Source organism: Pseudoalteromonas sp. LC2018020214 (genome assembly GCF_016598755.1).
Taxonomy (GTDB): domain Bacteria; phylum Pseudomonadota; class Gammaproteobacteria; order Enterobacterales; family Alteromonadaceae; genus Pseudoalteromonas; species Pseudoalteromonas distincta.
Window position 1 is genome coordinate 373,756 of record NZ_CP066804.1, and the last position, 25,614, is coordinate 399,369.

The window sequence follows — 25,614 nt, forward strand, 5'->3', positions numbered from 1 at the left end:
TCATTCCTCGTTTAACATAGGTAGGTCTAAATTTTGTTCTTTAGCGCAGTTTTTTGCTATGTCGTATCCGGCATCAGCATGGCGCATTACACCTGTTGCAGGGTCGTTCCACAGTACGCGAGCAATACGCTCTTTAGCTTCATCAGTACCATCGGCAACAATAACTACACCAGAGTGCTGACTAAATCCCATTCCTACACCGCCACCATGATGAAGCGACACCCAAGTAGCGCCACTTGCGGTATTAAGCAGTGCGTTGAGTAATGGCCAATCTGATACTGCATCTGAGCCATCTTTCATGCTCTCTGTTTCGCGGTTAGGGCTTGCAACTGAGCCAGAGTCGAGGTGATCGCGACCAATAACGATAGGGGCTTTAAGTTCGCCATTTTTAACCATTTCATTAAAGGCTAGTGCAAGGCGCGCTCTATCTTTAAGTCCAACCCAGCAAATACGTGCAGGTAAACCTTGGAATTGTATGCGTTCCCGCGCCATATCAAGCCAGTTATGCAAATGTGCATCATCAGGAATAAGCTCTTTTACTTTAGCGTCGGTTTTATATATATCTTCAGGGTCGCCTGATAATGCTACCCATCTAAATGGTCCAATACCTTCACAAAATAAAGGGCGAATATATGCAGGCACAAATCCAGGAAAATCAAACGCGTTGGTAATCCCCTCATCAAACGCCATTTGACGAATATTATTACCGTAATCAGTAGTGGCGGCACCGGCTTTTTGTAGTGCCAGCATAGCTTTAACTTGGACTGCCATTGATTGTTTAGCGGCTTTTACTACGGCTTTTGGATCTTGCTCACGCATTTTTGCTGCGTACTCCATTGTCCAGCCTTGTGGTAAGTAACCATTTAATGGATCGTGAGCAGATGTTTGATCTGTGACTACATCAGGGGTAATGCCTGTTTTAACCAGTGTACTAAAAATATCGGCAGCGTTACCTAGTAAACCCACTGAGAGGGCTTTACCTTTAACACATGCATCGGTTATTAATTGCAGTGCGTGTTCAAGACTTGTTGCTTTTACATCAACGTAGCCTGTTTTTATACGAAAATCGATACGGCTTTCATCACATTCAACAACCAGTGCACTAAACCCAGCCATTGTAGCTGCAAGTGGTTGCGCACCGCCCATACCACCAAGACCACCTGTTAATACCCATTTACCACTAGCGCTACCTGCAAAATGTTGCTTTGCCATAGCTACAAAGGTCTCGTAAGTTCCTTGTACTATGCCTTGCGAGCCAATATAAATCCAAGAACCCGCCGTCATTTGCCCGTACATCATCAAGCCTTTTTTATCGAGCTCGTTAAAGTGCTCCCAATTTGCCCAGTGTGGAACAAGATTTGAGTTAGCAATAAGCACGCGAGGAGCATTACTGTGGGTTTTAAATACACCAACGGGTTTTCCTGATTGTACAAGCAGGGTTTCGTCGCTTTCGAGCCTATCGAGGGTTTCTATAATTTTGTCATAACTTGGCCAATCACGAGCTGCTCGGCCAATACCACCATATACAACAAGTGCATGAGGATGCTCTGCAACTTCAGAGTCTAAGTTATTCATTAGCATGCGCTTAGCAGCTTCTGTTTGCCAGCTTTTAGCACTTATTTTATCTCCGAGAGGTGCACGTATTACGCGACTTGTGTCGAGTCGGTTGTTCATGTTTTGCTCCTGTTGTATATACAAGGTGATTTGTTATAAAAAAAGCGCAGTAAGCGCTATTGTTTGTTATTTTTTAAATGTTAAGTGGCCACCTAAGCGATATTTACTGCCAGGTGATACAAGGCGCGCAAAGCTTACAATGCCTTTAACAGACCAGGTGCGTCGGATCACTTGTAAGCATGGCTCTTCATTATATAAGTTTAACCATTGGCACATTTCGCTGTTTGGCATAATGGCCTCTACTGTATGCCTTGCTTGGGTAAGTGGGGCAACACTAGATAGATATTCATGAGGTGTAAGTATGCTAAAGTCTTGTTGTAAGTAGCCAGTCGCAAGGGCAGGGTTTACAAAACGCTCTTCTAGCTGCAAAGGGCTGTCGTTTTCGTTATGCACAAGTACACTTCGATATACAACACTGTCAACCTCAACACCAAGTGCAATGGCAATAGGTGCGACTGCATTTATTGATTCGAGTATGAGTACGCTACAGGTGTAGTTGCCGTTACGCTCTTTTACTTCATCAGCAATATTTTTTATTTCAAGTAATGATGACTGCGATTTAAATGTAGCTACAAATGTACCTAACCCTTGGCTGCGGGTTAAAATGCCTGCCTCGGTTAATTCGCTTAGTGCTCTGCGGGCTGTCATCCTGCTTACACTAAATTGACTACTTAGTTCGTTTTCAGAGGGAACACGTTGGTTTTCTTGCCACGTACCGCTGCGAATTTTATCAACAATGAATTGTTTTATTTGCGCAAATTTAGGTGTCGTCATTAAATTTATGGTTACATTAAAAATAAACTATATAAATAAGATGACACAATTACCTTGTATATACAAGGTGGGTTGTTAGACTATATTTTCATCACTCTGGGCGTAAAAAGGGCTGAAAAATGCAAAGCACAACACAAAATTATGAGTTAGAAGAAATCGACTTACTTTTAACTGATGCCAATATTGCCACTATGGATAGCAATATAAATGCCCCTTATGGCGCAATTGAAAATGCTGCTATAGCCATTAAAAATGGTAAAATTGCGTGGATTGGAGAGCAATCAACATTGCCTAGTTTTGATGTGTTTGCAACGCCGACATTGAGTGTAAAGGGACAATGGTTAACGCCGGGCCTAATAGACTGTCATACGCACTTAGTATTTGCAGGTTCAAGATCGCAAGAGTTTGAACAGCGCTTGCAGGGTGTAAGTTATGAGCAAATCGCAGCACAAGGCGGTGGCATAGCAAGTACGGTTAAAGCCACAAGAGCAGCCGACCGTGAACAATTGTTTGTAGATGCAAAAGATCGCTTAAATACGTTGTTAAAAGAAGGTGTAACCACCGTTGAAATAAAGTCTGGTTATGGGCTAGATACTGAAAACGAGATAAAAATATTAGAAGTCGCTCGTTTATTAGGTGAACATCACCCTATTGATATTAAAACTACTTTTTTAGGGGCGCATGCTCTACCGCCTGAATACAAAGGCCGTGCTGATGAATATATTGATTTAGTGTGTACTGACATGCTTGATCAGGTAGTGGCTAATAATCTTGCTGATGCAGTCGATGTATTTTGTGAAAATGTAGGGTTTAGTTATTCGCAAACCAAACGTGTTTTCCAGGCGGCTAAAAAGCATAACCTCCCAGTAAAATGCCATGCTGAGCAGCTATCTAATCAACAGGGGGCTCAGCTGGTGGCGCAGTTTAATGGCCTTTCGGCGGATCATATAGAGCATCTAGATGAAGAGGGTGTAAAAGCCATGGCAGACGCTGGGACGGTAGCGGTGTTATTGCCAGGTGCATTTTATTTTTTAAGAGAAACTAAATTTCCACCTATTGAATTACTTAATCAATATAAAGTACCGATAGCTATTGCGAGTGACTTTAATCCTGGTACTTCACCGCTGTGCTCAGTGCACTTGATGATGAACATGGCATGCACATTGTTTAGATTAACACCTGAGCAAGCATTAGCTGGTGTTACTCGAAATGCAGCTAAAGCACTAGGGTTAGACGACCGTGGTATTTTAAAGGTTGGCGCAAGAGCTGATATTGCGCATTGGCAAATAAGTCATCCATCACAATTAAGTTACCAATTTGGCGTAAATAAACTGTTAAATTTATGGATTTTGGGTAGAATTAATTAGTTTGTATTATTTTTGCTCACATATAACTTGGTTTAAACTTTTTTAGCGAATACGGATGCCGTTAATTTGAACATACTAACCGACAGTAATTTCCCAATATTTTTTAGTGGTGCACTATTAATGGCGATGATCGCCACTTTATTTGCTGTTAAAAATACCAGTATTAAATTTAGTTATTTATGCACAGCTGCTGTTGGTTTAGCTATCTTAAGCAGCGGTGCGGCTTGGCTTGCTATTTTACTAGCCTTTGGATTTTGTTTTCACTTATGGCAAGCATTTGAGCGAAATAATTGGAGCATGATAATTACCAGCTCAATGGCTGGTCTTTTATTTGTTGTTCTATTTTCAGCTCATTTATTATTGGAAGTTCCGCTATTTTGGGTTGTGTTAGCAATATTATTATTAGCTATTGTTGGCTTTTTAAATGATGAAAGTGCTGAAATAGAAGTCGTTATAGAGCCAGAACCTGAAGGTGATGCATTTGTTGAAGAGTCTCCGCTTTCAGCTTTTGCAGATAGAAAACAATTACGCCAAGGTTACTATACATGGTGCGACAACAAACAAATAAGCGCAGCGTTAATCGTTATTCGCCTTGAAGGCTTTGAGCAAGTTAACCAGCATATTGGACGCGACTTTGGCGATATACTGTTAGCGCAATCGGCTAATCGAATAAAAGAGCTACTTTCAAGTGACGAAATAGTGACTTTAACTGGGCAAGAAAAGCTAGCCCACTTAGGGGGTCTTAACTTTGCATTTATTTGTAGTTTCGCGAATCAAAAACACTTACATGAATTAGTTATTGACCAAATACTGGGTGCAACGCTTAAGCCATTTAATGTTGCTAACTGCACTGTAGAAGTAAAAGCGAGAGCGAGTTATGTTGATTGTAATGAGCAAGATAACAACTTTGATAATTTAATATCGTACGCATACCTAGCACTCGATAGCCACCCAGATCGCAAGGTTGTGCCTTATCATCAACAAATGATGATTGAATTGCGAGAGCAACAAGCGCGACTAAAAGAATTAGCAAATATTGATTTTTCGAGTGAGTTAGAGCTTTATTTTCAGCCTATTATTTGTAACGAAAACGGTCAAATTGAGTTTTTAGAATTACTACTGCGTTGGCAGCACCCTAAGCAAGGAATTTTATCCGCTAACAGATTTATCGACGACATAAGAATTGCAGGGCTTGGTTATCCACTCGCTAAATTTGTAATAGAGAGAGCCGCTGAGCTTGCAATGGCGCTTAGAATAGAAGGTATTTCTATACCGCTTAGCATTAACGTATTTGGTCCTGAAATGCTTAACGAAGAGTTTATTGAATTTGTTGATGTTGTTTTAAGTGAGCATCACTTGGAAGCTGGCGATTTAATTGTTGAATGCCCTTTGCATATTTTTGCGGGACTAGATGATAAAGGCAGAGGCATGATCGCAAGGCTTAATAACATAGGCTTAAAAGTATGTGTTGATGGACTTGGTGATAACCCGGTACTGCTTTCTAAGTTACCAAGTTTAGCGGTAGAGTATATTAAGGTTTCACCTTCACTTACTGCTGACTTTAGTAATCAAAACAATATACGCAGTTTAGTTAGCGGAATGGTTGAAATGCATAGCCAACAAAAAACAAAAGTGATTTTTGAAGGGGTAGAAACACTTGAGCAACTTAAGTTTGTAAAAAGCTTAAAAGGTTATGCTGCCCAAGGTTATTACTTTGGTCACCCGCTAAGTAGTATCGGTTTAATGAGCTGGCTAAAAGAGTGGCGATTAGTTCAGCAGCGCTAAGTGTTTTCTTTGGCTTGTAGGTAGCTATTCACAAGTGCGCTGATCACTTGTCCTACATGGGCAGCACCGGCCTCAACTCCGTTAGGGTGCTGGCTAGGCGCTGCTTCACATAAATGTAAGTACTTAGAGTAGCGATGGTTTGCTGCTAAATGCACAAAGTGCTCAGTGTCATTCACACTAAATCCGCAACATGTGTACGCACTAACCGGCATGTAAGTAATACTATCTAAATCAACTTCAATACCCAGTGGTAAATCGTTAAAATTACTTAATGCGTTTTCAATTGCCTGCGTGAGTGTAATTTTTCGCTTAACTTGTATTGATTGATAGCTATCAAACGTAAAGTTAGCTTCACTCATTGCATCTATAATTGCTTGATTGTTTTTTATCTCATGTAAGCCAATAACGTGGTAATTACTTAGATGTTGCTCGTTATAAGCGTAGCGAAAGCCATTGCCGCTATGGCGACCTTCACATTCTCTAAAGTCGGCATGAGGGTCAAAGTTGATAGCATTAATAGGTGTATTTTTTGACTTACTCAGGGCACGGATAATTCCCAAGCAATTGTTATGACCTCCGCCAATAACGATTGGCTCAAGCCCCGCTTTAAAAATAAGGCTCAATAACGACTCTACGCGTTCATCAAGCTGTTGGCATAAATCTCGTAATTGAGTTAATTGCTGGCCTTGCTGATTATTAAGCTGGTTGCTTTGCGCCATTAAATCATCAGTATTAACTTCACCCAATAAAAGCACTTTTTGAGTGGCAATAAATTGATTGTGAGGTTGGTTTAAAAAGCGTTTTAAAAAAGCCGGCCATGCTTCGTTTGCACCGCCATTTCCTAAGTTTGCTTTTGGGCCGATATCTTCGCAAATACCCAGAAGTACATAGCGGATACCAAATTGAGCAGCGTCAACAAGTGCTTGTTGCAGGTTTACTTGGGTGTCGAGCAAGGCCATTGATTGCCATGCTTTTTTCTCATTTGCGCGGGTAGAGCAAAGTGTTCTAACCGCGCTTTCATCATATACTTTTAAATGGGAGGTCACGTTATACTTCTACAACTTCCAACTCTAATTCTTCTGCAGATAAAACAATGCCTGTGCTATCAGCATAAATAAAGTCGTCATCAAAAAATGATACCCCAGCAAAGTTAACGCCTATAGCATCTTCACCAGCACCTTCGCTGTCGGCTGCAACAGGGATTGAAGCAATTGCTTGAATGCCTAAATCAAGCTCTTCAAGCTCATCAACGTGGCGTACTGCGCCGTAAACAACAATACCATTCCAGTTGTTTTCAAGTGCTAGCTCAGCCAGTTCAATGTCGATTAGTGCGCGACGAGTTGAGCCGCCACCATCAATAAGAAGTACTAGGTCTGTACCATCTTGAGAAAGTAATTCGCGGATGAGTTCATTATTTTCAAAACATTTAACCGTTTTAATGCGGCCACCAAAGCTGTGTCGACCACCAAAGTTGATGAACATAGGCTCTAGCACGTCAACCACGTCAGCAAAGTGGTCGCATAAATCAGAAGTGCTGTAATCCATTATTTTATCCTCAAAAGGTACATTAATTTATATCTCAGTATACCCTCCTTATAAGCAATAACAACGACTTAATCGCAGTAAATTTAGGCAAAACAAGCGCTAAATCATTAATCGCAATAATAGTGTATTAAAAGCGTCACTCAATTGTTATTTACAACACATAAGCTAAATCGGTGTTCATATGTTATGCAATGAGGGATGGTGATGAATAATAATATGCTTAAAAAGGTAACTCAGATAGATGAGCAATTATTTTTAACTTTGTTTAATTGCAATTCACCGAGGTGGTTTAAAACAATGGCCTTTGGTTTGTCTAAAAGCGGTGATGGTGGGCTTTATATATTAATATGCTTAGCAGTGTGGTGGCTTAGTAATAATGAACAGCACCAATTATTGCCTGTCACTATATTAATTGGTTTTGCTATAGAAAGACCTATTTACCTACTAGCTAAAAATAGATTTGCTCGGATCCGTCCATGCGACTGCTTAGTAACAAATGCCTATATAGTACCAAGCGATAAATTTAGTTTACCATCGGGTCACAGTGCTGCAGCCTTTTTAGTGGCAATTATATTAAGCCATTTTTTCCCCGAATATGCATTACTACTATTTAGTTGGGCTACCGGCGTTGCTATGTCTCGTGTGGTATTGGGTGTGCACTTTCCTGCTGATATTATAATAGGCGCAACGATTGGTAGTTTTTGTGGTTTATTTGCGTTAGTACTCGTGGTGCCTGCATGAAAATATTGTATGGAGTACAAGGTACCGGTAATGGTCATATAACGCGCGCTCGGGTTATGGCAAGCTGCTTTAATAAGCTCGGTATTGATGTTGATTATGTGTTTTCAGGGCGCGCAAATAAAGATTACTTTGATATGCACGAATTCTCAGATTATAAAGCGTATCGCGGTTTGTCGTTTAGCACTGAAAATGGGCAAGTTAAAAATTTAAAAACACTTAAAAACATGCGAATTTGTAAGTTGGTGAGTGATATAAAATCGCTTGAGATAAAACAGTACGATTTTGTACTTAACGACTTTGAGCCTGTTACAGCATGGGCTGCAAAACGGGCAGGTATACCCGTTATTGGCATTAGTCACCAAGCAGCATTTTTGTCAGATAACGTACCTATGTTTGGCCGTGGCGTCCTGAGAAAATCACTTATCAAGCATTATGCACCAGCGACTACCTACTTAGGCGTGCACTGGCAACCATTTGCAAATAATATAATACCGCCTTTTATTGCTCATCATAATCACGACAACCCTGTAGCCGTAATGAACAAGGTATTGGTATATTTACCTTTCGAAAACTTAGATAGCGTTGTTGATTATTTAAAAGACTTTCCCGAAAAAGAATTTTATTGCTATCACCCAAATGCCAGCAATCAGTCTTTTGGACATATACATTTACGAGCCCCTTCACGTTCTGGCTTTTTAAACGACTTAGCAAACACAAGTGGCGTTATTTGTAATGCGGGATTTGAGCTTGCCAGTGAATCGCTTAAGTTAGGTAAAAAGTTACTATTAAAGCCTTTAGATGGTCAGTTTGAGCAAGCAGCAAATGCACAAACTTTATTTGCCATGGGCATGGCGCATGTTATGAACTATTTAAACCCACAAGCCCTTGATGATTGGAATAGCGCGCCGCAAAACAAGCAAATAAATTACCCCAGCGACCCCGCGCCTTTAATTGATTGGTTGGTTAAACAACAATGGAATAACACACAATCGTTACATAAAGGTTTGTGGGATAGTGTCGCCTTATAGCCATCACATTTAAACTGTTTAAAATTACCAATAATAAAAAGTTAAATTAATTAGTCGCTTTTGATCTATTAGCTATAATAAAAATGCATATTTAAAAAAGGCGTTAGCGATGAATTTTTTACAAAACTTAACAATCAAACGACGTTTACAATTAAACGCAGTCGTTGTTGGTTTAGCAATGGTGGTCCTTTTATGCGTGATTATTTTTGAATCACGTACAACCTTGAGCTTAAACAAGACTATTCAATTAGCAGAAGAGCTCAACGTACATGCATTAGCATTGCGTAAACATGAAAAAAACTTTTTGTTTTATAAACAAGAAGATGCGTTAACTGCATTTGAAACGGATTTTGAGCAGTTAAGTGATAAAGTAAAAAAGTTACAACAGTTAATGGCTAACCAAGGTATTGCACAGGAGCAGGTCCAGCGCTTTGAGCAATTAATAAATAGCTATAATAATGATTTTAATACTGTTGTTAAGCTTCAAAAAGAAATTGGTTTAACCCCGACCGACGGGTTATATGGCAAGCTTAGAAGCTCGGTTCATGAAGTTGAGCAACTATTAAAAGAGCAGCAAAATTACCAACTGGTGTCGTCAATGCTGCAACTAAGACGCTCAGAAAAAGATTTTATGCTGAGATTTGATATTAAGTACCTAGGGCGTTTTAATGAGGGAATTAATACATTTAAGCAGCAGATAGCTGCAGCACAGCTGCCAAGCGACTATAAAGCACAAATTAATCCTTTGATTGATATATACCAAAGCGAATTTCAAACACTTGTGCAGGCGCAAACTAAGCAAGGGCTAGATCTTGAGTCAGGCGCACTTGGAGTAATGCGTGACAGTGTAGATAAAAGCGACGCCATTGTTTCTAAAATCGTTAAAGACACTAAGTTACAAGTAGAACAAAGTGTAGAGCAGGCTCAATTTTTAGCTATTTTGGTATTTGTGATTGCAGGTGTGATTGTATTAGCACTCGTTTATTTTACAAGCCACTCCATTATTGTACCTATTGAGCGGGTTTATCACACTATTAACGATATTCGTCGTAATAATGATTTGAGCGTGATGATAGAGCAAACTGGTAAAGACGAAATTACCACCATGACGGTCGACTTTAATAGCTTAATAGGCGATTTTAAGAACTTAATTAACGAAGTTAATGGTGCTTTAAACACGCTTAATGTAGCAACAGAGCATTTATCAGAAAGTACCGCAGCAACAAGCTCTGGTATGCAAGAGCAACTACATGAAGCCGACATGGTTGCAACTGCAGCCACCGAAATGCAGGCGACGATTCAGGATATTTCACATAATACTGAGGCGGCTGCGAAAAAAGCAGAGTCAACAAATTTAAGTGCACAACAAGGGCGTAGTGAAGTAGATTCTACCGTTAAGCACATTAGGGCCCTATCTGATTCGCTGGGGAATGCATCAAATGTAGTGTCGCAACTTGAAAAAGATGGTGAAACAATTGGTTCAGTGCTTGATGTAATTCGAGCGATTGCAGATCAAACAAATTTACTTGCACTTAATGCGGCAATAGAAGCGGCCCGTGCTGGTGAGTATGGTCGTGGTTTTGCTGTTGTTGCAGATGAGGTTCGTTCATTAGCAAAGCGTACTCAAGAGTCTACAAGTGAGATTGAAGGTATTATAAGTACCTTACAGCAGCGTACTCAAGAAGTGGTGAGTATTATGCACAAATGTCGCTCTCAAGGTGATGAAAGTGCCTCACAAGCAATTAAAGCAGGTGAGCTATTGGGCGCAATTACTGAGGATGTACAAACAATAATGGAAATGAGCTCTCAAATAGCAGTTGCTATTGATGAGCAAAGCCAAGTGGCATCAGAGGTTAATAAAAATGTAGTAAGAATTCGCGATATTGCACAAGACGCAACTGAACATGCCGCTAACAATGCGCAAACAAGTGAAGAGGTCTCTGAGCAGGCTCGCGTTCTGTTCACTGCAATTGATAAATTTAAGGTTTAATAACGCTTAATAGAACGGGCCTATAAAGTTTAAGGAACAAATTTTATAGGCACGCTATCTTTACTTTTTTCGTGTTCAGTTAGCCGCGCTAAATATTCACTCCACAATGTATCTTGTTGCTGTTGTAGTTTTTCAAAGTAGCGCCAGCTAAATAGTCCGCTGTTATGGCCATCGTCAAAATCTAAACGAAGTGCGTAATGCCCAACAGGTACAATACTTTTTATTCCTACAGCTTGCTTATTAAGTACTAGCTTCATTGGGCCAGAGCCATGGCCCTGCACTTCAGCTGAAGGGGAGTGTACACGTAAAAACTCACAGCTAAATACAGCTTTACTGTCATCATCAAAGTAAACATCTAGATTTTTACTTACACTGTGGTAATGCACTTTTGTTACGTGTTTCATTTAATATATCCCATTAAAAAGCCCCCAATCTGGAGGCTTTTAGTATAACGTTTATATTCGTTTTATAGAATAAAGCGGCTTAAGTCTTCATCTTCAACAAGTGCACCTAAGTGTTTTTCAACATAAGCGGCGTCGATTACTAATGACGAGCCTGCTTTTTCAGAAGCATCGTATGAAATTTCTTCCATCAATCTTTCCATTACAGTGTGTAGACGACGAGCACCGATGTTTTCGGTTTTCTCGTTAACTTGCCAAGCTGCTTTGGCAATACGCTCAATTGCATCGTCGCTAAACTCAATCGATACCTGCTCAGTTTTAAGCAGCTCTCGTTGTTGCTCGGTAAGCGATGCATGAGGCTCTGTAAGGATGCGTTTAAAGTCATCTGCAGTTAGTGCTTCAAGTTCTACTCGAATCGGTAAGCGGCCCTGTAGCTCTGGGATCATATCTGATGGCTTTGCCATCTGAAACGCACCAGAGGCAATAAACAGCATATGGTCAGTTTTAACCATTCCGTGCTTAGTGTTTACAGTTGAACCTTCAATTAGCGGTAGTAAGTCGCGCTGAACACCTTCTCGGCTCACATCTGGACCTGAAGAATCGCCGCGCTTACAAATTTTGTCTATTTCATCAATAAACACAATACCGTTTTGCTCTACTGCAAAAATAGCTTGCTCTTTTAGCTCTTCAGGATTTACTAATTTAGCGGCTTCTTCTTCCGTTAATAGTTTGAAGGCTTCTTTGATTTTTAGTTTACGCTTAGTGCGCTTATCGCCGCCCATGTTTTGAAACATGCTTTGTAGCTGGTTGGTCATATCTTCCATACCAGGAGGCGCCATAATTTCTACGTTTGGTTGTGCTTGTGCTAAATCGATTTCAATTTCTTTATCATCTAGCTGACCTTCACGTAGCTTTTTACGGAACGTTTGGCGAGTTGATGAGTTATCATCACGCTGCGTTTCGCCGTATTGATCTTTCGCTGGTGGTAAAAGGGCATCTAAAATGCGCTCTTCTGCTGCTTCTTCGGCGCGATGTTTAAATTTCTTAGTCTGCTGTTCGCGAGTCATTTTAATTGATACATCGACTAAATCGCGGATGATAGTCTCAACTTCTTTACCAACATAGCCAACTTCAGTGAACTTAGTCGCTTCTACTTTAATAAAGGGTGCGTTAGCAAGTTTTGCTAATCGGCGGGCAATTTCTGTTTTACCTACACCGGTTGGACCAATCATTAAAATGTTTTTTGGTGTAACTTCGCTGCGTAAATCTTCTTTTAGTTGCATGCGACGCCAGCGGTTACGAAGTGCGATAGCCACTGCTTTTTTTGCTTTAGCCTGACCTATAATGTGCTGATCTAGCTCGTGAACAATTTCTCTTGGGGTCATATCAGACATGATAGTTCCTATTATAATTCTTCGATTGTTTGGAAGTTATTAGTAAATACGCAGATGTTGCCTGCAATAGTTAAGCTTTTCTCTACTATTTCACGAGCGCTTAAATCTGTATTTTCTAAAAGGGCGGTTGCCGCTGATTGTGCAAAGTTACCACCACTGCCAATTGCAATTAGGTCGTTTTCAGGTTGAACCACATCGCCATTACCGGTAATAATTAAAGAGGCTGTTTCGTCTGCTACAGCGAGCAGAGCTTCGAGTTTTCGAAGTGCACGGTCGCTGCGCCAATCTTTAGCCATTTCTACTGCGGCTTTAGTTAGGTTTCCTTGGTGCATTTCTAATTTACTTTCAAAGCGTTCGAAAAGAGTGAAGGCATCAGCAGTACCGCCGGCAAAACCAGCGATTACTTTGCCATTATAAAGACGTCGAACTTTACGGGCGTTGCCCTTCATTACGGTATTACCAAGAGACACTTGGCCATCGCCGCCAATTACAACCTTGTCGCCACGGCGTACACTTACGATAGTAGTCATGTTATTCCTCATCATCGAGCTGCAGAGGCAACTCGTAAAAAACGATTATGAAGAGGTTATATGGGTGAATGGTTTATTTTCAAGTCCAGCCCCAAATTCCGCAGCCGACTATTTTTACACGTTTAAGTTTGTTTTTATCACTTTCGGCTTGGCGTTTGGTTTTATAAGGGCCTAAGCGCACTTTATACCAAGTACCATTGCTGCCTTCAGCCTGTTTTATTTCAGAAATGAGGCCTGCAAATGCTATTTTAGCTTTTAGCGATTCCGCTTGTGCGTGGGTTTTAAACGAACCACACTGCATAACGTAAGGACCTTTTTGCTCAAGTTCTTTCACTTCAACTTGAATCTCGTGGTTTCTAATTTCCTTAATAAACTCTGGTGTGCGTGGAATAACCACTTCTACTTTTGCGGGTGCAGTTGGGTTTGCTTGTTTTTCGACAAGTTTTGGATCTGCATTACTTTTAATAAACCATAATGTATAAGCAAAACCACCGACGAGTAAGATGGCTATGACAGCTAAAAGAATAGGAAATGGTTTTTTAGCGGGTGCGTTTTTTTTACTGTTTCTGCCTGCAGGCTTTTTGTTAATATAATCGTGCTGTGCCATGGTGTTATTTTGGCCTTAACCTAAATCATGTCTATAGGGTCTACGTCTAAGCTCCAGCGTACTTTTTGTGCAAGTTTACTTGAACTTAAATAATCAACCATTTGCGCAAGGTACTGATGTAATATGCGGCGATCTTGCGCTTGAATATGTAATTGAAAACGATACATACCTGCGACTTTTTCAAGTGGAGCAGGGATCGGACCGAGCAATTGTATACCAGATACCCCATTCACAGGAACCAAATCCGTCAAAAAATCGACGACTAGCTTAATGCTGTGTCCTTGTGCACGGACAATAGCCATATTTGTAATGGGTGGTAAGTCTGCATCATCGCGTTCACTCAGTGCAAAGCGAGCAAAGTCTTGGTAACCATTATTAACTAAGTCTTGTAAAAGTGGGTGTTCTGGAAAGTGTGTTTGTAATAATACTTGGCCAGGTTCCCCTGAACGCCCAGCTCGCCCCGCGACCTGAGTAACTAACTGTGCTAAATGCTCTGTCGCCCTAAAGTCGCATGAGTATAAGCCGCTATCTACGTCTAAAATTATAACAAGGCTTACATCTGCAAAGTGATGGCCTTTGGCAAGCATTTGTGTGCCTACTAAAATGCGTGCACCGCCTAGGTTTATTTCATCTAGTGCTTTTTCAAGGCTGCCTTTACGGCGAGTTGAATCGCGGTCTATGCGAGTAACGGGTGTATCTGGAAACTCGGTCGATAAAAACTCTTCAATTTGCTCTGTACCTTTGCCATTTGGAAATATTTGCGTACTTCCACAATCAGGACATTGGTGAGGAACAGGGTATTGATCGCCACAGTGATGACAAATCATTTGCCCAATCGCTTTATGAAATGTGGCGCTGGTACTGCAGCGTTTACATTCACTTAGCCAGCCACATTCATGGCAAATAAGAGTGGGTGAGAAACCTCGACGATTTAAAAACACCATAACCTGTTTACCGCGGTTTAAGTGTTGGCGCATAGTGGCAAGGCTTGCATGTGCAATACCTGCTTGGTCGGGTTGGCCTTTCATATCGAGTAACTTAAATTGGTTATCTGTCGCAGTTTGCGCGCGCTCGGTTAAACTTAGTAGCTGATATTTGTTATTAATTGCTTTGTGAAGTGTTTCAAGTGCGGGTGTAGCACTGCCTAATATAAGCGGTATTTTATGCTGAAAAGCTCTGTATGCAGCTAAATCACGAGCATGGTAACGAAGGGTATCTTGTTGCTTAAATGATGAATCGTGCTCTTCATCGACAACTATCATACCGAGTTTTAAAAATGGCAGAAAAATACTCGAACGTGTGCCTATAACTATTGCACAACTGCCTTTTTCGCAAAAACGCCATGTTTGTAATCGCTCGTTGTCGGTAAGGGCTGAATGCCAAAGCATAATGGGTGTATCAGGAAAGCGGCGACGAAAACGGTTTACAGTTTGTGGCGTTAAGCCTATTTCTGGCACTAATACTAATGCTTGCTCGCCACGTTTGAGTACTTCTTCTAGGCACTGTAAATACACTTCTGTTTTACCACTGCCAGTTACGCCTTCTAATAAAAAGCTGCTAAATCCACTACTTTGATTTATTGCTGTACAAGCAACCGCTTGTTCTTTATTAAGTACAGGTTTACTTCCGACAGTTGGTGCAACGCTTTGCCATTGGTTATCATGTTCAATAGTTTGCGTAATGAGTTCTTTATCTATTAGGCTATCTATTGTTTTTTTGCTAAAGCCAAGAGCTTTTAATTCGGTTAACGATGATTTCCCCGATTGCGATAACTGCTTTAATAAATTGAGTTGTGTTTTGGCTTTTAATGACGGTACTTTTGCGCCTTTTTCTGTCAGAGCAACCATGTTAATACTGGTTTTATCTGGCGATTCACCTTGGCGAAGTGCACTCGGTAGCGCTATGTGAATAGTTTCGCCTAAGGGATAGCAATAATAGCGGGCAGTAAAGCTAAGGAGTTCTAAATGTTGGGCACTTAAAATAGGGGTATCGTCTATTACCTCTATAATATTCTTAATTTTATTTAAAGGGACGTCGGTACTGTTTTTAATGCCCAGAACAACAGCTACTTTTTTTTGATTACCAAAAGGTACTAAAACCCGCATGCCCGGTAGTATTGGGGTTGATAAGCCACTGAGCTGCTCTTCTATTTTATAATCAAAGGTGCGTGGAAGCGGGACTTTAATAGCAACTTCAACAAAACTCATAACAACTCAACCCGTAAAATTAATGCTGTAATGTACTAAAAATACCGCTAAAAACCTACTAGCAATAGTACTTGAGAAAGAGATTGTTCACTTTTTTAGCGAAAAGATAAATAAATACTTGTGCAGGGGAAGGTTGTTGGATAAAATCCGCCACCAACAAATTTGTTTTAACGACGTATGGTGCCAGACTTCGGGTTTGGAGAGCGATGCGGCCTTAACTAGAGGTTCCTATGAAAGAAGGTATTCACCCTAAGTACGAAGTAATTTCTGCAACATGTTCATGCGGAAACAAATTCGAAACTAGCTCAACTCTTTGTAAAGACATTCACTTAGACGTATGTTCTGCGTGTCACCCGTTTTACACTGGTAAGCAAAAGATTTTAGACACTGGCGGCCGTGTTGATCGCTTCAACAAGCGCTTCGGTGCACTTAGCAGCAAGAAGTAATTATTGCTGTTTAGTTAAAAAAAGCACCTTAGGGTGCTTTTTTTGTGTCTAAAATTTACCACTTCTTATCTTATTTAGCTTGCTCGAGCTACATCACACCTTGCATAACTATTTCCTATTCTTATTCTGAGTATGCATAAACCTTTACAGACAAATCGATAGATATTCTCTATATTTTAAATAGTACAAATTTTAACTAGGTTGATAAAAGTAGCTAACGTGGGCTTATCTGTTTTTAAAGTAGTGTAGTAGGCTGTTATTTTAAGTTTATGATGATGCGTTAAACATACATTTTTTTAATATTTTAATAGACATAAACGCACCTCAAAACTTACTTTTTTGGTGAATTTTTATTTATCAAATGTTTATATAATCCTGCAAAGTTACTGAAAAACCTCTTAAAATTAAAGGATATAGCATATAACAGGATAGACCTGATATTGCTTGGAATTTAAAAATAATAAGGGTATCGTACCCCAAGACTCCACCTCTCACTTTAACTTAAATTGCAGGATACCATCGCGTTATGTCTGACTTTCGTGAACAAGCACTACATTATCACTCACATCCCGTACCTGGTAAAATTAGCATTGAGCTAACAAAACCAGCTGAAACAGTTCAAGACTTAGCCCTAGCTTATAGCCCAGGTGTCGCTGAACCTGTACGTGAAATTGCCGCAGATCCTGCAAATGCATATAAATATACCGGTAAAGGTAACATGGTTGCGGTTATCACTAATGGTACTGCAATTTTGGGCTTGGGTAATTTAGGTCCTTTAGCGTCTAAGCCCGTAATGGAAGGCAAGGCGTTATTGTTTAAACGTTTTGCAGGGCTTGATTCTATTGATATTGAAGTAAAGCACAAAACAACAGAAGACTTTATTAACACGGTGGCCAATATTGCTGACACATTCGGTGGTATTAACCTTGAAGATATTAAAGCACCAGAGTGTTTTGAAATTGAAAAAGCATTAATAGAGCGTTGTAGCATTCCTGTTTTTCATGACGACCAACACGGCACCGCCATTGTTACGGCTGCCGGCATGTTAAATGCGCTAGAAGTACAAGGTAAATCAATTGAAGATGCAATAATTGTATGTTTAGGTGCAGGCGCTGCTGCAGTTGCGTGTATGGAACTGTTAATTAAGTGTGGTGCACTGCGTGAACACATTTATATGCTTGACCGCAAAGGTGTTATTCATACTCGTCGCGATGATTTAAATGAATATAAACAGCTTTTTGCTAACAATACCGATAAACGCACATTGCAAGATGTAATTGCAGATGCTGATGTGTTTGTTGGTGTTTCGGGTCCTAACTTGTTAGCTGCCGAAGATTTAAAACTAATGGCAGAAAAACCGGTCGTGTTTGCCTGTTCAAACCCAGATCCAGAGATCGATCCTGCACTTGCTCACGGCGCACGCAACGATTTAATTATGGCAACAGGGCGCTCTGATTACCCTAACCAGGTTAACAATGTTTTATGTTTCCCGTTTATTTTCCGTGGTGCGCTTGATGTACGTGCAAGCGCGATTAACGATGAAATGAAAATTGCTGCAGTTGAGGCTATTCGTAGTATTGCCAAAGAGCCTGTACCTGCAGAAGTTTTAAAAGCCGCAGGCGTAGATAAGCTAGAGTTTGGTGCGCAGTACATTATTCCAAAACCAATGGATCCGCGTTTACTACCGCGTATAGCTAAAGCTGTAGCACTTGCTGCGGTAGAGTCGGGTGTTGCGCAAATTGACTTGCCTGAAAATTATATGGCGTAATATATAACGCTTAAACAAAAAAACCTCAGCAATGCTGAGGTTTTTTGATTAAAAAGGTAACGATTTATTCTTCGTTTAAAATAGGCACTTCTAAACCCATTTCTTGCATTATCTTTTTAACTTCTTCTGGTACTTTTTCTGCGTTGTCTTTACGTAGGTCATCGTCATTTGGTAAAGGTTGGCCAGTAAATGCATGCAAAAACGCCTCACATAGCAATTCACTATTTGTTGCATGGCGAAGGTTGTTGATTTGACGACGCGTACGCTCATCCGTTAAAACTTTTAATACATTTAGCGGGATCGAAACGGTGATCTTTTTAACTTGCTCTGATTTTTTCCCGTGTTCTGCGTATGGGTGAATATACTCACCATTCCATTTAGCCATAAGATGTATCGTTGCCTCAGATTATTAATTTCTCACACGGTATAAAAAGCGTGTAAATATGCGTGAAATTCTATCGATTTAAAAAAGATAGTCAAATAATAGATACCGATCTATCTTAATAAGCCTATTTGGGATGTAAAAATAAGCTCACTTTTGTGAGTTAAAATGTGATACTAGCAAACGCCTTTCCTAACTTTAGCCATCTAGAGCTTTAAAATCCTTTGACTTATTAAAATGGATAACTTACTCTTTTAGACGTCTAAACATCCAAATTAATCAGGTGACGAATATGAGCGAAAAAAACAAAGCGACCATTGCTGTACGTAACGGCGTTGATGCTGATAAACATCATGGTGCAGTGGTGCCGCCAATTTATTTATCAACGACTTATTCGTTTGCCGACTTTGATACCAAGCGTGAGTATGATTATGGCCGCAGTGGTAACCCTAATCGTGATATTTTAGCAGAGACGCTTGCTAAGCTTGAAGGCGGCGCTCGCGGCATAATTACGGCCACTGGTATGGCAGCCGTGCATTTAGCTACTCAGCTACTTAACAGTGACGACACGTTAGTAATTCCACATGATTGTTATGGTGGTAGCTATCGTTTATTTACATCGTTACAAAAACGCGGACTATTGAAGCTTGAAGTATTAGATTTAACAAAAGAAGAAAGCCTTCAACAAATTTTAGCAATTAAACCTAAGCTTATTTGGATAGAGACTCCAAGTAACCCAGTACTTCGTTTAACCGATATTAAAGCGGTTACCGATGTTGCTAAGCAATGCGGTGCATTGGTTGCCGCAGATAACACGTTTTTGTCTCCTGCCTTACAAAACCCTATTAAGTTTGGTGTAGATATTGTGGTGCATTCAACTACTAAATACATTAACGGGCACTCAGATGTAGTGGGCGGCGCTGTTATTGCTGCAACACAAGAGCTTGGTGATGAGCTTGCTTGGTGGGCAAATAATATTGGTATTACGGGCGCCCCTTTTGATAGTTATTTAACGCTTCGTGGTCTACGTACTTTAAATGTGCGCTTAAGGCAGCACCAAGAAAATGCGCTAGCAATAGCTAAGTACCTTGAAAGCTCCAATTTTGTAAGCCAAGTTTACTATCCAGGACTTGAGTCACATCCTCAGCATGAGCTTGCTAAAGCACAACAACTTGGCTTTGGTGGCATGGTTAGTTTTGATATTAAAGGCGATATAAACGACGCTGCAGCATTTTTAACTAGTCTTAAAACGTTTAGTTTAGCTGAGTCACTAGGTGGCGTAGAGAGTTTAATTTGTCACCCCGCAACTATGACGCACGCAGGCATGGAGGCAAAGGCACGTTTAGAAGCGGGTGTGGGCGATACGCTTATTCGTATTTCGGTTGGGATTGAAGATATACACGATTTAATAGCTGACTTTGAACGAGTATTTGAACTTGTAAAACCAGGGCAAAATAAAAATGTTGGCCGTGTAGGCAAAGGTGCTGGCACTTCTGGTGAAAACGTTAAATTAAGTGCAGCCCGTCCAGCGCTTTGGTAAGTAATACCAATCCGCAATAATACCTAGGGCGTGTTGATCTTTGGTGGGTGAATTTGCAGCAGTATGTTTGGTTTTTAGGCAAGGCGGAGCCTATGTAGTGTGGTTATTCCCCATGAATAGGCGATAACGCAGCATAAATACCAAACATGCGCTGCCCTTTGGGTTCTTTCTAGGGACGATTAACTCTTTGTTGCCTACATGGATGTAGGTAAGGGGCGTGAGCAGGACGCGGAAGCTTTGCTCGGTTTTTACTTAGCCCACTAGGTTACAAACCTCGCGCCGCGATTTAATCTTCCTTGGATTGAACAAATTTCAATCCACAAAGATCAACACGCCCTAATCAATTTGAGGGATTAAACCGCACGATAACATCGTTAAAAATTCCTAATATAGAACAACTAAATAACGAAATTTTTGCCTTGTTATCGATACGGTTTTCTTACCTCAAAATAGACAACTTAATTAAGCGAATTGGTATAAATATGGTCAATTGTGTACATAAATTTGGTGGTTCAAGCTTAAGCTCTAGTGAGCGCTATCAAAGCGTAGCTAAAATAATTATAGGGCATACTCAGCCGGGCGACTGTGTTGTAGTGTCTGCTGCAGGTAAGACTACAGATACACTTGTGTCGTTGTGGCAAAGTTATCAGCTGCAAGACACGCAAGCTGTCGCTGATATTTTACTGCAGTTAAATAACCATCAAAGCGATTTAATTGAGCAGTTGTTACAAGCTGATTTAAAGCGCAGCGCACTTAAAACACTAAATACCGAGCTTAGTAATATTGCAGAACTTGCTCAAGCTGAGCAGCTAAAAGAGGCTGCGTTACTTGCGCATGGGGAACTGTGGTCAGCACGTTTACTCGCTACTTATTTACAGCAGTTAAATATTGAGGCGTGTGCTCAAGATGCCCGTAGTCTTTTTACCTTAAACGATGGTGAATTAATGCATGCGCAAAATGCGCAGCAATGTCGACAGTCAATTTTGCCTAATAAGATAAATGTTGTTACTGGGTTTATTGCCGCTGATACGAAAGGTGAGACCGTAACACTTGGACGCAACGGTAGCGATTATAGTGCAACACTACTTGCAAATTACTGTAATGCTAAGCAAGTATGTATTTGGACCGATACACAGGGAGTGTTTAGCACTGATCCTCGTAAGGTAAAAAAAGCGATTAAGTACGGCAAAATTTGTCGCGGGCAAGCTAATTTATTAGCTCGTTTGGGTAACCCTGTATTACATGCAAAAACACTATCGCCACTTAAAAACACAGATATTAAGCTAGCTGTTCGTAGTAGTTTTGATGTGCAAGCAAGCCCAACAGATATAGTAAAAGAAGGTTCAGCAAAGAAAAAGCGCTTTATAACCACGCTGCAAAATGTTGATTTATTAATGGTTGAAGGATTAAGTGAAGGTGAGGTCGCAAGCGTTAGTCAGCTTATTCAGCATAGCCTTCATCATTTTAACCATAATGGTGAAGTGTATTTAGTAGTACCGGCTGCACAAACATATCAAGTTATTAATTACTTTGCTGGTAGAGCTAATATTAGTGAGTCAAATTTAAATGGCTGTGCAATTGTTGCCCCTGAGCAAGACGTTAGCGTACTGAAACTGCAAGCTTTAGAGGTATTAGCTGAACAGACTATAAAGCCGCGTTTTGTGCATCAAGATAATGGTTATGTTTTATTACTAACAGACCAATTTATAGATAGCGATATACAAAGCGCCTTACACGATAAGCTAATCAATAAAGGCCAAGAAATAGCCGTTATAGTTGCGGGCCTTGGCAATGTAGGCGATGCTTTTATTGAGCAGTTATCGGCACAATTTGAGCGTTTATCAGACGACTTTAGTATTAAATTGGTAGCGCTGGTTCGCTCTAAACATATGTTATTTAATGCAAGTGGCATAAATATATCGCAATGGAAAACTCAATGGCAGCATGAGGCAAATAGCTATGAAGCTGCGGATTTACTTAATGCGATAAGCGAGCTTGACTACGAACATAAAGTGTTAATAGATATTACTGCAAGTGAGCAGTTTAGCTTTTTATATACAGATTTTGTAGACAGAGATTGTCATTTAATTAGTGCTAACAAATATGCAGGTACAGCACCGACTTCTTGGTATAAAGCACTTCGTAGTAACCTTGGCGAACGTAATTTACATTGGCGATATAATACAAGTGTAGGCGCAGGCTTACCTATCAATTTTGCTTTGGCTGATTTGCAAAATAGTGGTGATAAAATTACGCGTATTGAAGGCGTGTTCTCGGGTACACTTTCGTGGTTATGTAGTAAGTATGATGGTACCACTGCTTTTTCTGAGTTGGTATTAGAAGCACAGAAAATGGGGTTCACAGAGCCTGACCCTCGCGAGGATTTATCTGGACGAGATATGCAGCGTAAGTTACTTATTTTAGCCCGAGAGTTAGGTATAGAGCTTGAGCTTGGTGATATTAGCTTATCGGCATTAATGCCCGGCGAGCTTGCGCTAGGAAGCTGGGAAGACTTTCTAAACAATAAAGCCCAGCTAGATGCGTTCATTGAAGAGCATGCTGATACAGCAAAAGCTAATAACTCAGTACTGAGATACACAGGCCTATTAGATATAACAAAAACTGAAGTTATCGCTAAAGTAGGAATTACGTATGTGCCCAATGGAGATGCGTTAGCAAACCTTACACCTGGCGATAATATTTTTGTAATTAATAGCAAATGGTATAGTGATAACGCGCTTGTGATTCAGGGGCCTGGGGCTGGGAAAGAAGTAACCGCTGCTGGTGTACACTCTGACTTATATTGGCTTGTTCAAAACTTAAAATAAGCCATTATTTAAATTAAAACGGCAGCTTAAATAAGCTGCCGTTTTTTGTATTACAGAGATATTATTAAAATAGCTCTTCTTCGGTTTTTGTGTCTTCTTCAAATATATCGTTTGGCTGAGATAGCACATACTTTGTAGGTGCAGTGCCTTTTTCGAAGTATTCAAAGCGGCTGGTGTAGTCATTTTTGTGGCTTAGCAAACCAGTGGCTAAATCAATACGAATCGAAACAAGCCCCTCAGGTGGCTCAATTGGCGCCTCTGGTGTTCCCTCAAGTGCGGCTTTCATAAATTCAATCCATGCAGGCTGCGCTGTTTTAGCCCCCGATTCAGCACCAGATATTTGGCTGCTATCTAAGTTGTTATTGTACGTAGAACGGCCAAGAGCGTTACCTGGGTTATCAAAGCCCACCCACACAGAAGTCATTACTTTACTGTTAAAGCCACTAAACCAGGTGTCTACAGAATCGTTTGTTGTGCCTGTTTTACCCGAAAGATCACGACGTTCTAAAGCTTGTGCGCGCCAACCTGTACCACTCCAACCCGTTTTATGGGCCCAACTACCGCCGCCCCAAATACCACTGTGCATTGCATCAGCAATTAGAAATGCATTCTGCTTAGAAATAATTCTCGGTGCACATTTTTTTGTTGGCTCTACATCAGCACTACTATTATGAAGTGAGAATTCATTATGTGTTGGTAAAGACTCTTCATCACAGGCAAGGGCAGGGTTTGCTTTGAACAATACATTACCGTAAGCATCTTGAATTTCTGAAATAAAGTAAGGTTCAATTAAGTGGCCACCATTGGCAAATGCACTCATCCCACGAGCAAGTTCAAGTGGAGTAATGGAAGCACTACCCAGTGCTAGTGATTCACTGCGATTAATGTCTGAATCTTTAAAGCCAAACTTTAATAAATGATCAGCAGTACGTTGTAATCCAACGCCGCGTAGTAAGCGCACCGAAATAACGTTTTTAGACTGTGCTAAGGCACGGCGAATTCTTATCGGACCATTATATATAGCAGGGCTGTTTTTAGGGCGCCATGCTACGCCTTGGCTTTTATCCCATTGGTTTATAGGAGCATCGTTTAATATAGACGCAAGCGTGTAACCTTTTTCAAGTGCTGCTGAATATATAAAAGGTTTTATATTAGAACCTACTTGACGCTTTGCTTGTACCGCTCGGTTATATTGACTTTGCTCAAAGCTGTAACCACCTACAATAGCTTTAATTCTTCCATCTTGTGGGTCGAGTGACACAATAGCACTTGATGCTTCTGGTATTTGGCTTAGTAAGTAGCTGTCATCTTCATTTTTACGCACCCATATTTGCATTCCTGGCGTTAAAATATCTGTAGCTGCTTTTGGAGCAAAACTTTGGCGGTAACGAGTAATATATTTACGCGCCCATTTTAAGTTATCCCAAGTAAGAGTTGTGCGCTCGCCACTTTTAAGTAATACCGACGCTGTTTTGTCATTAACACTAAGCACGGCTGCTGCTTTCAAAGTACCCAACTCATTTACGCTTTGTAATTTATTGAGTATTTGTTGCTCAGTTAAAGCAGGTTGTGTTTCAGGGTCCCATAAAACATCTGTTGGTCCTCTAAAACCATGGCGCATATCATAATTATGTAAGTTGTTTACAAGTGCGTTTTGCGCTGCTTTTTGAACTTTAGACTCTACCGAGGTGAAAATTTTAAAACCTGAGTTGTAAGCTTTATCTATTCCATAACGCGAGACCATTTCAGCGCGCACCATTTCAGAAATATATGGGGCGTATAAATTTATTTCAGCACCATGAAAATAAGCGGTGATAGGTTGGCTCGTTGCTTCGTTATATTCTTCTTGAGTAATATAATTTTCAGTTAATAAACGCCCTAATACAACATTTCGGCGTGCTTTTGCACGCGTTGGGTTACGAATTGGGTTTAAAGCTGAAGGGGCCTTCGGTAAACCTGCAATCATCGCCATTTGTGCAAGTGTTAAATCTTTTAACTCCTTACCGTAATAAACTTGTGCTGCAGCACCAATACCAAAAGCGCGATTACCTAATTCTATTTTATTAAGGTAAAGCTCTAAAATTTCGTCTTTTGTTAATACACCTTCGATATGTAGCGCTATAAATATTTCTTTAACTTTACGAATATATGCTTTTTCGCGAGTTAAAAAGAAATTACGAGCAAGCTGCATAGTAATAGTACTTGCGCCTTGTTTTTTCTCGCCGGTAGATATAAGAACAATAGCCGAACGTACAATACCTATAGGATCTATGCCTATATGATCGTAAAATCGATTATCTTCTGTCGCTAAAAATGCATTAATGAGGGTTTGAGGAATTTCATCAATAGTCACTGGAATACGACGCTTTTCACCAAATTGATTGATTAAAAGCCCATCTTTTGTGAATACTTGCATAGGAGTTTGTAATTGCACGTCTTTTAAAACTTGCACACTGGGGATATCAGGTTTAACGTAGTAATAAAGACTGACCAAAGTGATCAGACCAATTAATACACAAATGATAAAAAATTGTAAAGTTCGTTTTAATAAAATCACTTATATTTCCCTAAATGGACTCCCAATTGCGAGTTTTGACTGCTAGTATA

Annotated in this window: 20 protein-coding genes; 9 read left to right on the forward strand and 11 right to left on the reverse strand. The window is 40.3% G+C overall.

The window, feature by feature from the left end:
• Both hutU and hutC read right to left on the reverse strand, forming a co-directional pair.
• Positions 1-1,674, reverse strand: coding sequence for a urocanate hydratase (gene hutU, locus JG479_RS01680; RefSeq protein WP_200219787.1), 1,674 nt, complete (start codon positions 1,672-1,674; stop codon positions 1-3).
• Positions 1,675-1,740: 66 nt separating this feature from the next.
• Positions 1,741-2,448 carry a histidine utilization repressor gene (hutC, locus tag JG479_RS01685; RefSeq protein WP_200219788.1) on the reverse strand — a complete coding sequence of 236 codons (708 nt, stop codon included), beginning with the start codon at positions 2,446-2,448 and terminating at the stop codon, positions 1,741-1,743.
• 119 nt (positions 2,449-2,567) lie between these two features.
• On the opposite strand from hutC, the gene hutI reads away from it, so the two are divergent.
• Positions 2,568-3,815: an imidazolonepropionase gene (gene hutI, locus JG479_RS01690; protein ID WP_200219789.1), complete on the forward strand. Its 1,248-nt coding sequence runs from the start codon at positions 2,568-2,570 to the stop codon at positions 3,813-3,815.
• Positions 3,816-3,935: 120 nt separating this feature from the next.
• Positions 3,936-5,600 (forward strand): EAL domain-containing protein, encoded by a 1,665-nt coding sequence (locus JG479_RS01695; protein WP_200220311.1) that lies wholly within the window; start codon positions 3,936-3,938, stop codon positions 5,598-5,600.
• Here the strand turns inward: JG479_RS01695 and JG479_RS01700 are convergent.
• On the reverse strand, positions 5,597-6,646 hold the full coding sequence (locus JG479_RS01700; protein ID WP_200219790.1) for a formimidoylglutamase: 1,050 nt from the start codon (positions 6,644-6,646) through the stop codon (positions 5,597-5,599). The genes JG479_RS01695 and JG479_RS01700 overlap by 4 nt on opposite strands.
• 1 nt (position 6,647) lies before the next feature.
• Positions 6,648-7,145, reverse strand: a complete 498-nt coding sequence (gene rraA / locus JG479_RS01705) for a ribonuclease E activity regulator RraA (protein WP_002959955.1) — start codon at positions 7,143-7,145, stop codon at positions 6,648-6,650.
• A gap of 201 nt (positions 7,146-7,346) precedes the next feature.
• On the opposite strand from rraA, the gene JG479_RS01710 reads away from it, so the two are divergent.
• The 3 genes from JG479_RS01710 (at position 7,347) to JG479_RS01720 (ending at position 10,904) form a co-directional block, all read left to right on the forward strand.
• Positions 7,347-7,886 carry a phosphatase PAP2 family protein gene (locus JG479_RS01710; protein WP_200219791.1) on the forward strand — a complete coding sequence of 180 codons (540 nt, stop codon included), beginning with the start codon at positions 7,347-7,349 and terminating at the stop codon, positions 7,884-7,886.
• A complete protein-coding gene (locus tag JG479_RS01715) occupies positions 7,883-8,914 on the forward strand; it encodes an MJ1255/VC2487 family glycosyltransferase (RefSeq protein WP_200219792.1) in 1,032 nt (343 codons plus the stop codon). Before JG479_RS01710 ends, JG479_RS01715 begins: the two co-directional genes overlap by 4 nt.
• Positions 8,915-9,023: 109 nt before the next feature.
• Complete coding sequence (locus JG479_RS01720; RefSeq protein WP_200219793.1) at positions 9,024-10,904, forward strand: methyl-accepting chemotaxis protein; 1,881 nt, start codon at positions 9,024-9,026, stop codon at positions 10,902-10,904.
• Between the two features lie 29 nt (positions 10,905-10,933).
• On the opposite strand, the gene JG479_RS01725 is transcribed toward JG479_RS01720, so the two are convergent.
• The 5 genes from JG479_RS01725 to priA all read right to left on the reverse strand — a co-directional run bounded on the left by JG479_RS01725 (position 10,934) and on the right by priA (position 16,043).
• Positions 10,934-11,308: a gamma-butyrobetaine hydroxylase-like domain-containing protein gene (locus JG479_RS01725; RefSeq protein ID WP_200219794.1), complete on the reverse strand. Its 375-nt coding sequence runs from the start codon at positions 11,306-11,308 to the stop codon at positions 10,934-10,936.
• 62 nt (positions 11,309-11,370) lie between these two features.
• A complete protein-coding gene (hslU, locus tag JG479_RS01730) occupies positions 11,371-12,699 on the reverse strand; it encodes an HslU--HslV peptidase ATPase subunit (protein WP_024596310.1) in 1,329 nt (442 codons plus the stop codon).
• Between the two features lie 11 nt (positions 12,700-12,710).
• Positions 12,711-13,229, reverse strand: coding sequence for an ATP-dependent protease subunit HslV (gene hslV / locus JG479_RS01735; RefSeq protein WP_002958366.1), 519 nt, complete (start codon positions 13,227-13,229; stop codon positions 12,711-12,713).
• Positions 13,230-13,308: 79 nt separating this feature from the next.
• Positions 13,309-13,836 carry an SPOR domain-containing protein gene (locus tag JG479_RS01740; protein WP_024596311.1) on the reverse strand — a complete coding sequence of 176 codons (528 nt, stop codon included), beginning with the start codon at positions 13,834-13,836 and terminating at the stop codon, positions 13,309-13,311.
• A 20-nt stretch (positions 13,837-13,856) separates the two neighbouring features.
• The gene (gene priA, locus JG479_RS01745; RefSeq protein ID WP_039485864.1) at positions 13,857-16,043 is read right to left on the reverse strand and encodes a primosomal protein N'; all 2,187 of its coding nucleotides are present in this window, start codon (positions 16,041-16,043) and stop codon (positions 13,857-13,859) included.
• A gap of 230 nt (positions 16,044-16,273) precedes the next feature.
• On the opposite strand from priA, the gene rpmE reads away from it, so the two are divergent.
• Positions 16,274-16,489 carry a 50S ribosomal protein L31 gene (gene rpmE / locus JG479_RS01750; RefSeq protein ID WP_002958369.1) on the forward strand — a complete coding sequence of 72 codons (216 nt, stop codon included), beginning with the start codon at positions 16,274-16,276 and terminating at the stop codon, positions 16,487-16,489.
• Between the two features lie 526 nt (positions 16,490-17,015).
• On the forward strand, positions 17,016-18,257 hold the full coding sequence (locus JG479_RS01755) for a malic enzyme-like NAD(P)-binding protein (protein ID WP_002958370.1): 1,242 nt from the start codon (positions 17,016-17,018) through the stop codon (positions 18,255-18,257).
• 64 nt (positions 18,258-18,321) lie between these two features.
• On the opposite strand, the gene metJ is transcribed toward JG479_RS01755, so the two are convergent.
• Positions 18,322-18,642, reverse strand: coding sequence for a met regulon transcriptional regulator MetJ (gene metJ / locus JG479_RS01760; RefSeq protein ID WP_002958371.1), 321 nt, complete (start codon positions 18,640-18,642; stop codon positions 18,322-18,324).
• 289 nt (positions 18,643-18,931) lie between these two features.
• Here metJ and metB point away from each other — a divergent pair, with 289 nt between their 5' ends.
• Positions 18,932-20,179: a cystathionine gamma-synthase gene (metB, locus tag JG479_RS01765; RefSeq protein ID WP_200219795.1), complete on the forward strand. Its 1,248-nt coding sequence runs from the start codon at positions 18,932-18,934 to the stop codon at positions 20,177-20,179.
• 482 nt (positions 20,180-20,661) lie between these two features.
• Entirely contained in the window at positions 20,662-23,007 is a 2,346-nt protein-coding gene (gene metL, locus JG479_RS01770) for a bifunctional aspartate kinase/homoserine dehydrogenase II (RefSeq protein WP_200219796.1), read from the forward strand.
• A gap of 64 nt (positions 23,008-23,071) precedes the next feature.
• On the opposite strand, the gene JG479_RS01775 is transcribed toward metL, so the two are convergent.
• Positions 23,072-25,564, reverse strand: coding sequence for a penicillin-binding protein 1A (locus JG479_RS01775; protein ID WP_200219797.1), 2,493 nt, complete (start codon positions 25,562-25,564; stop codon positions 23,072-23,074).
• Positions 25,565-25,614 lie beyond the last annotated feature (50 nt).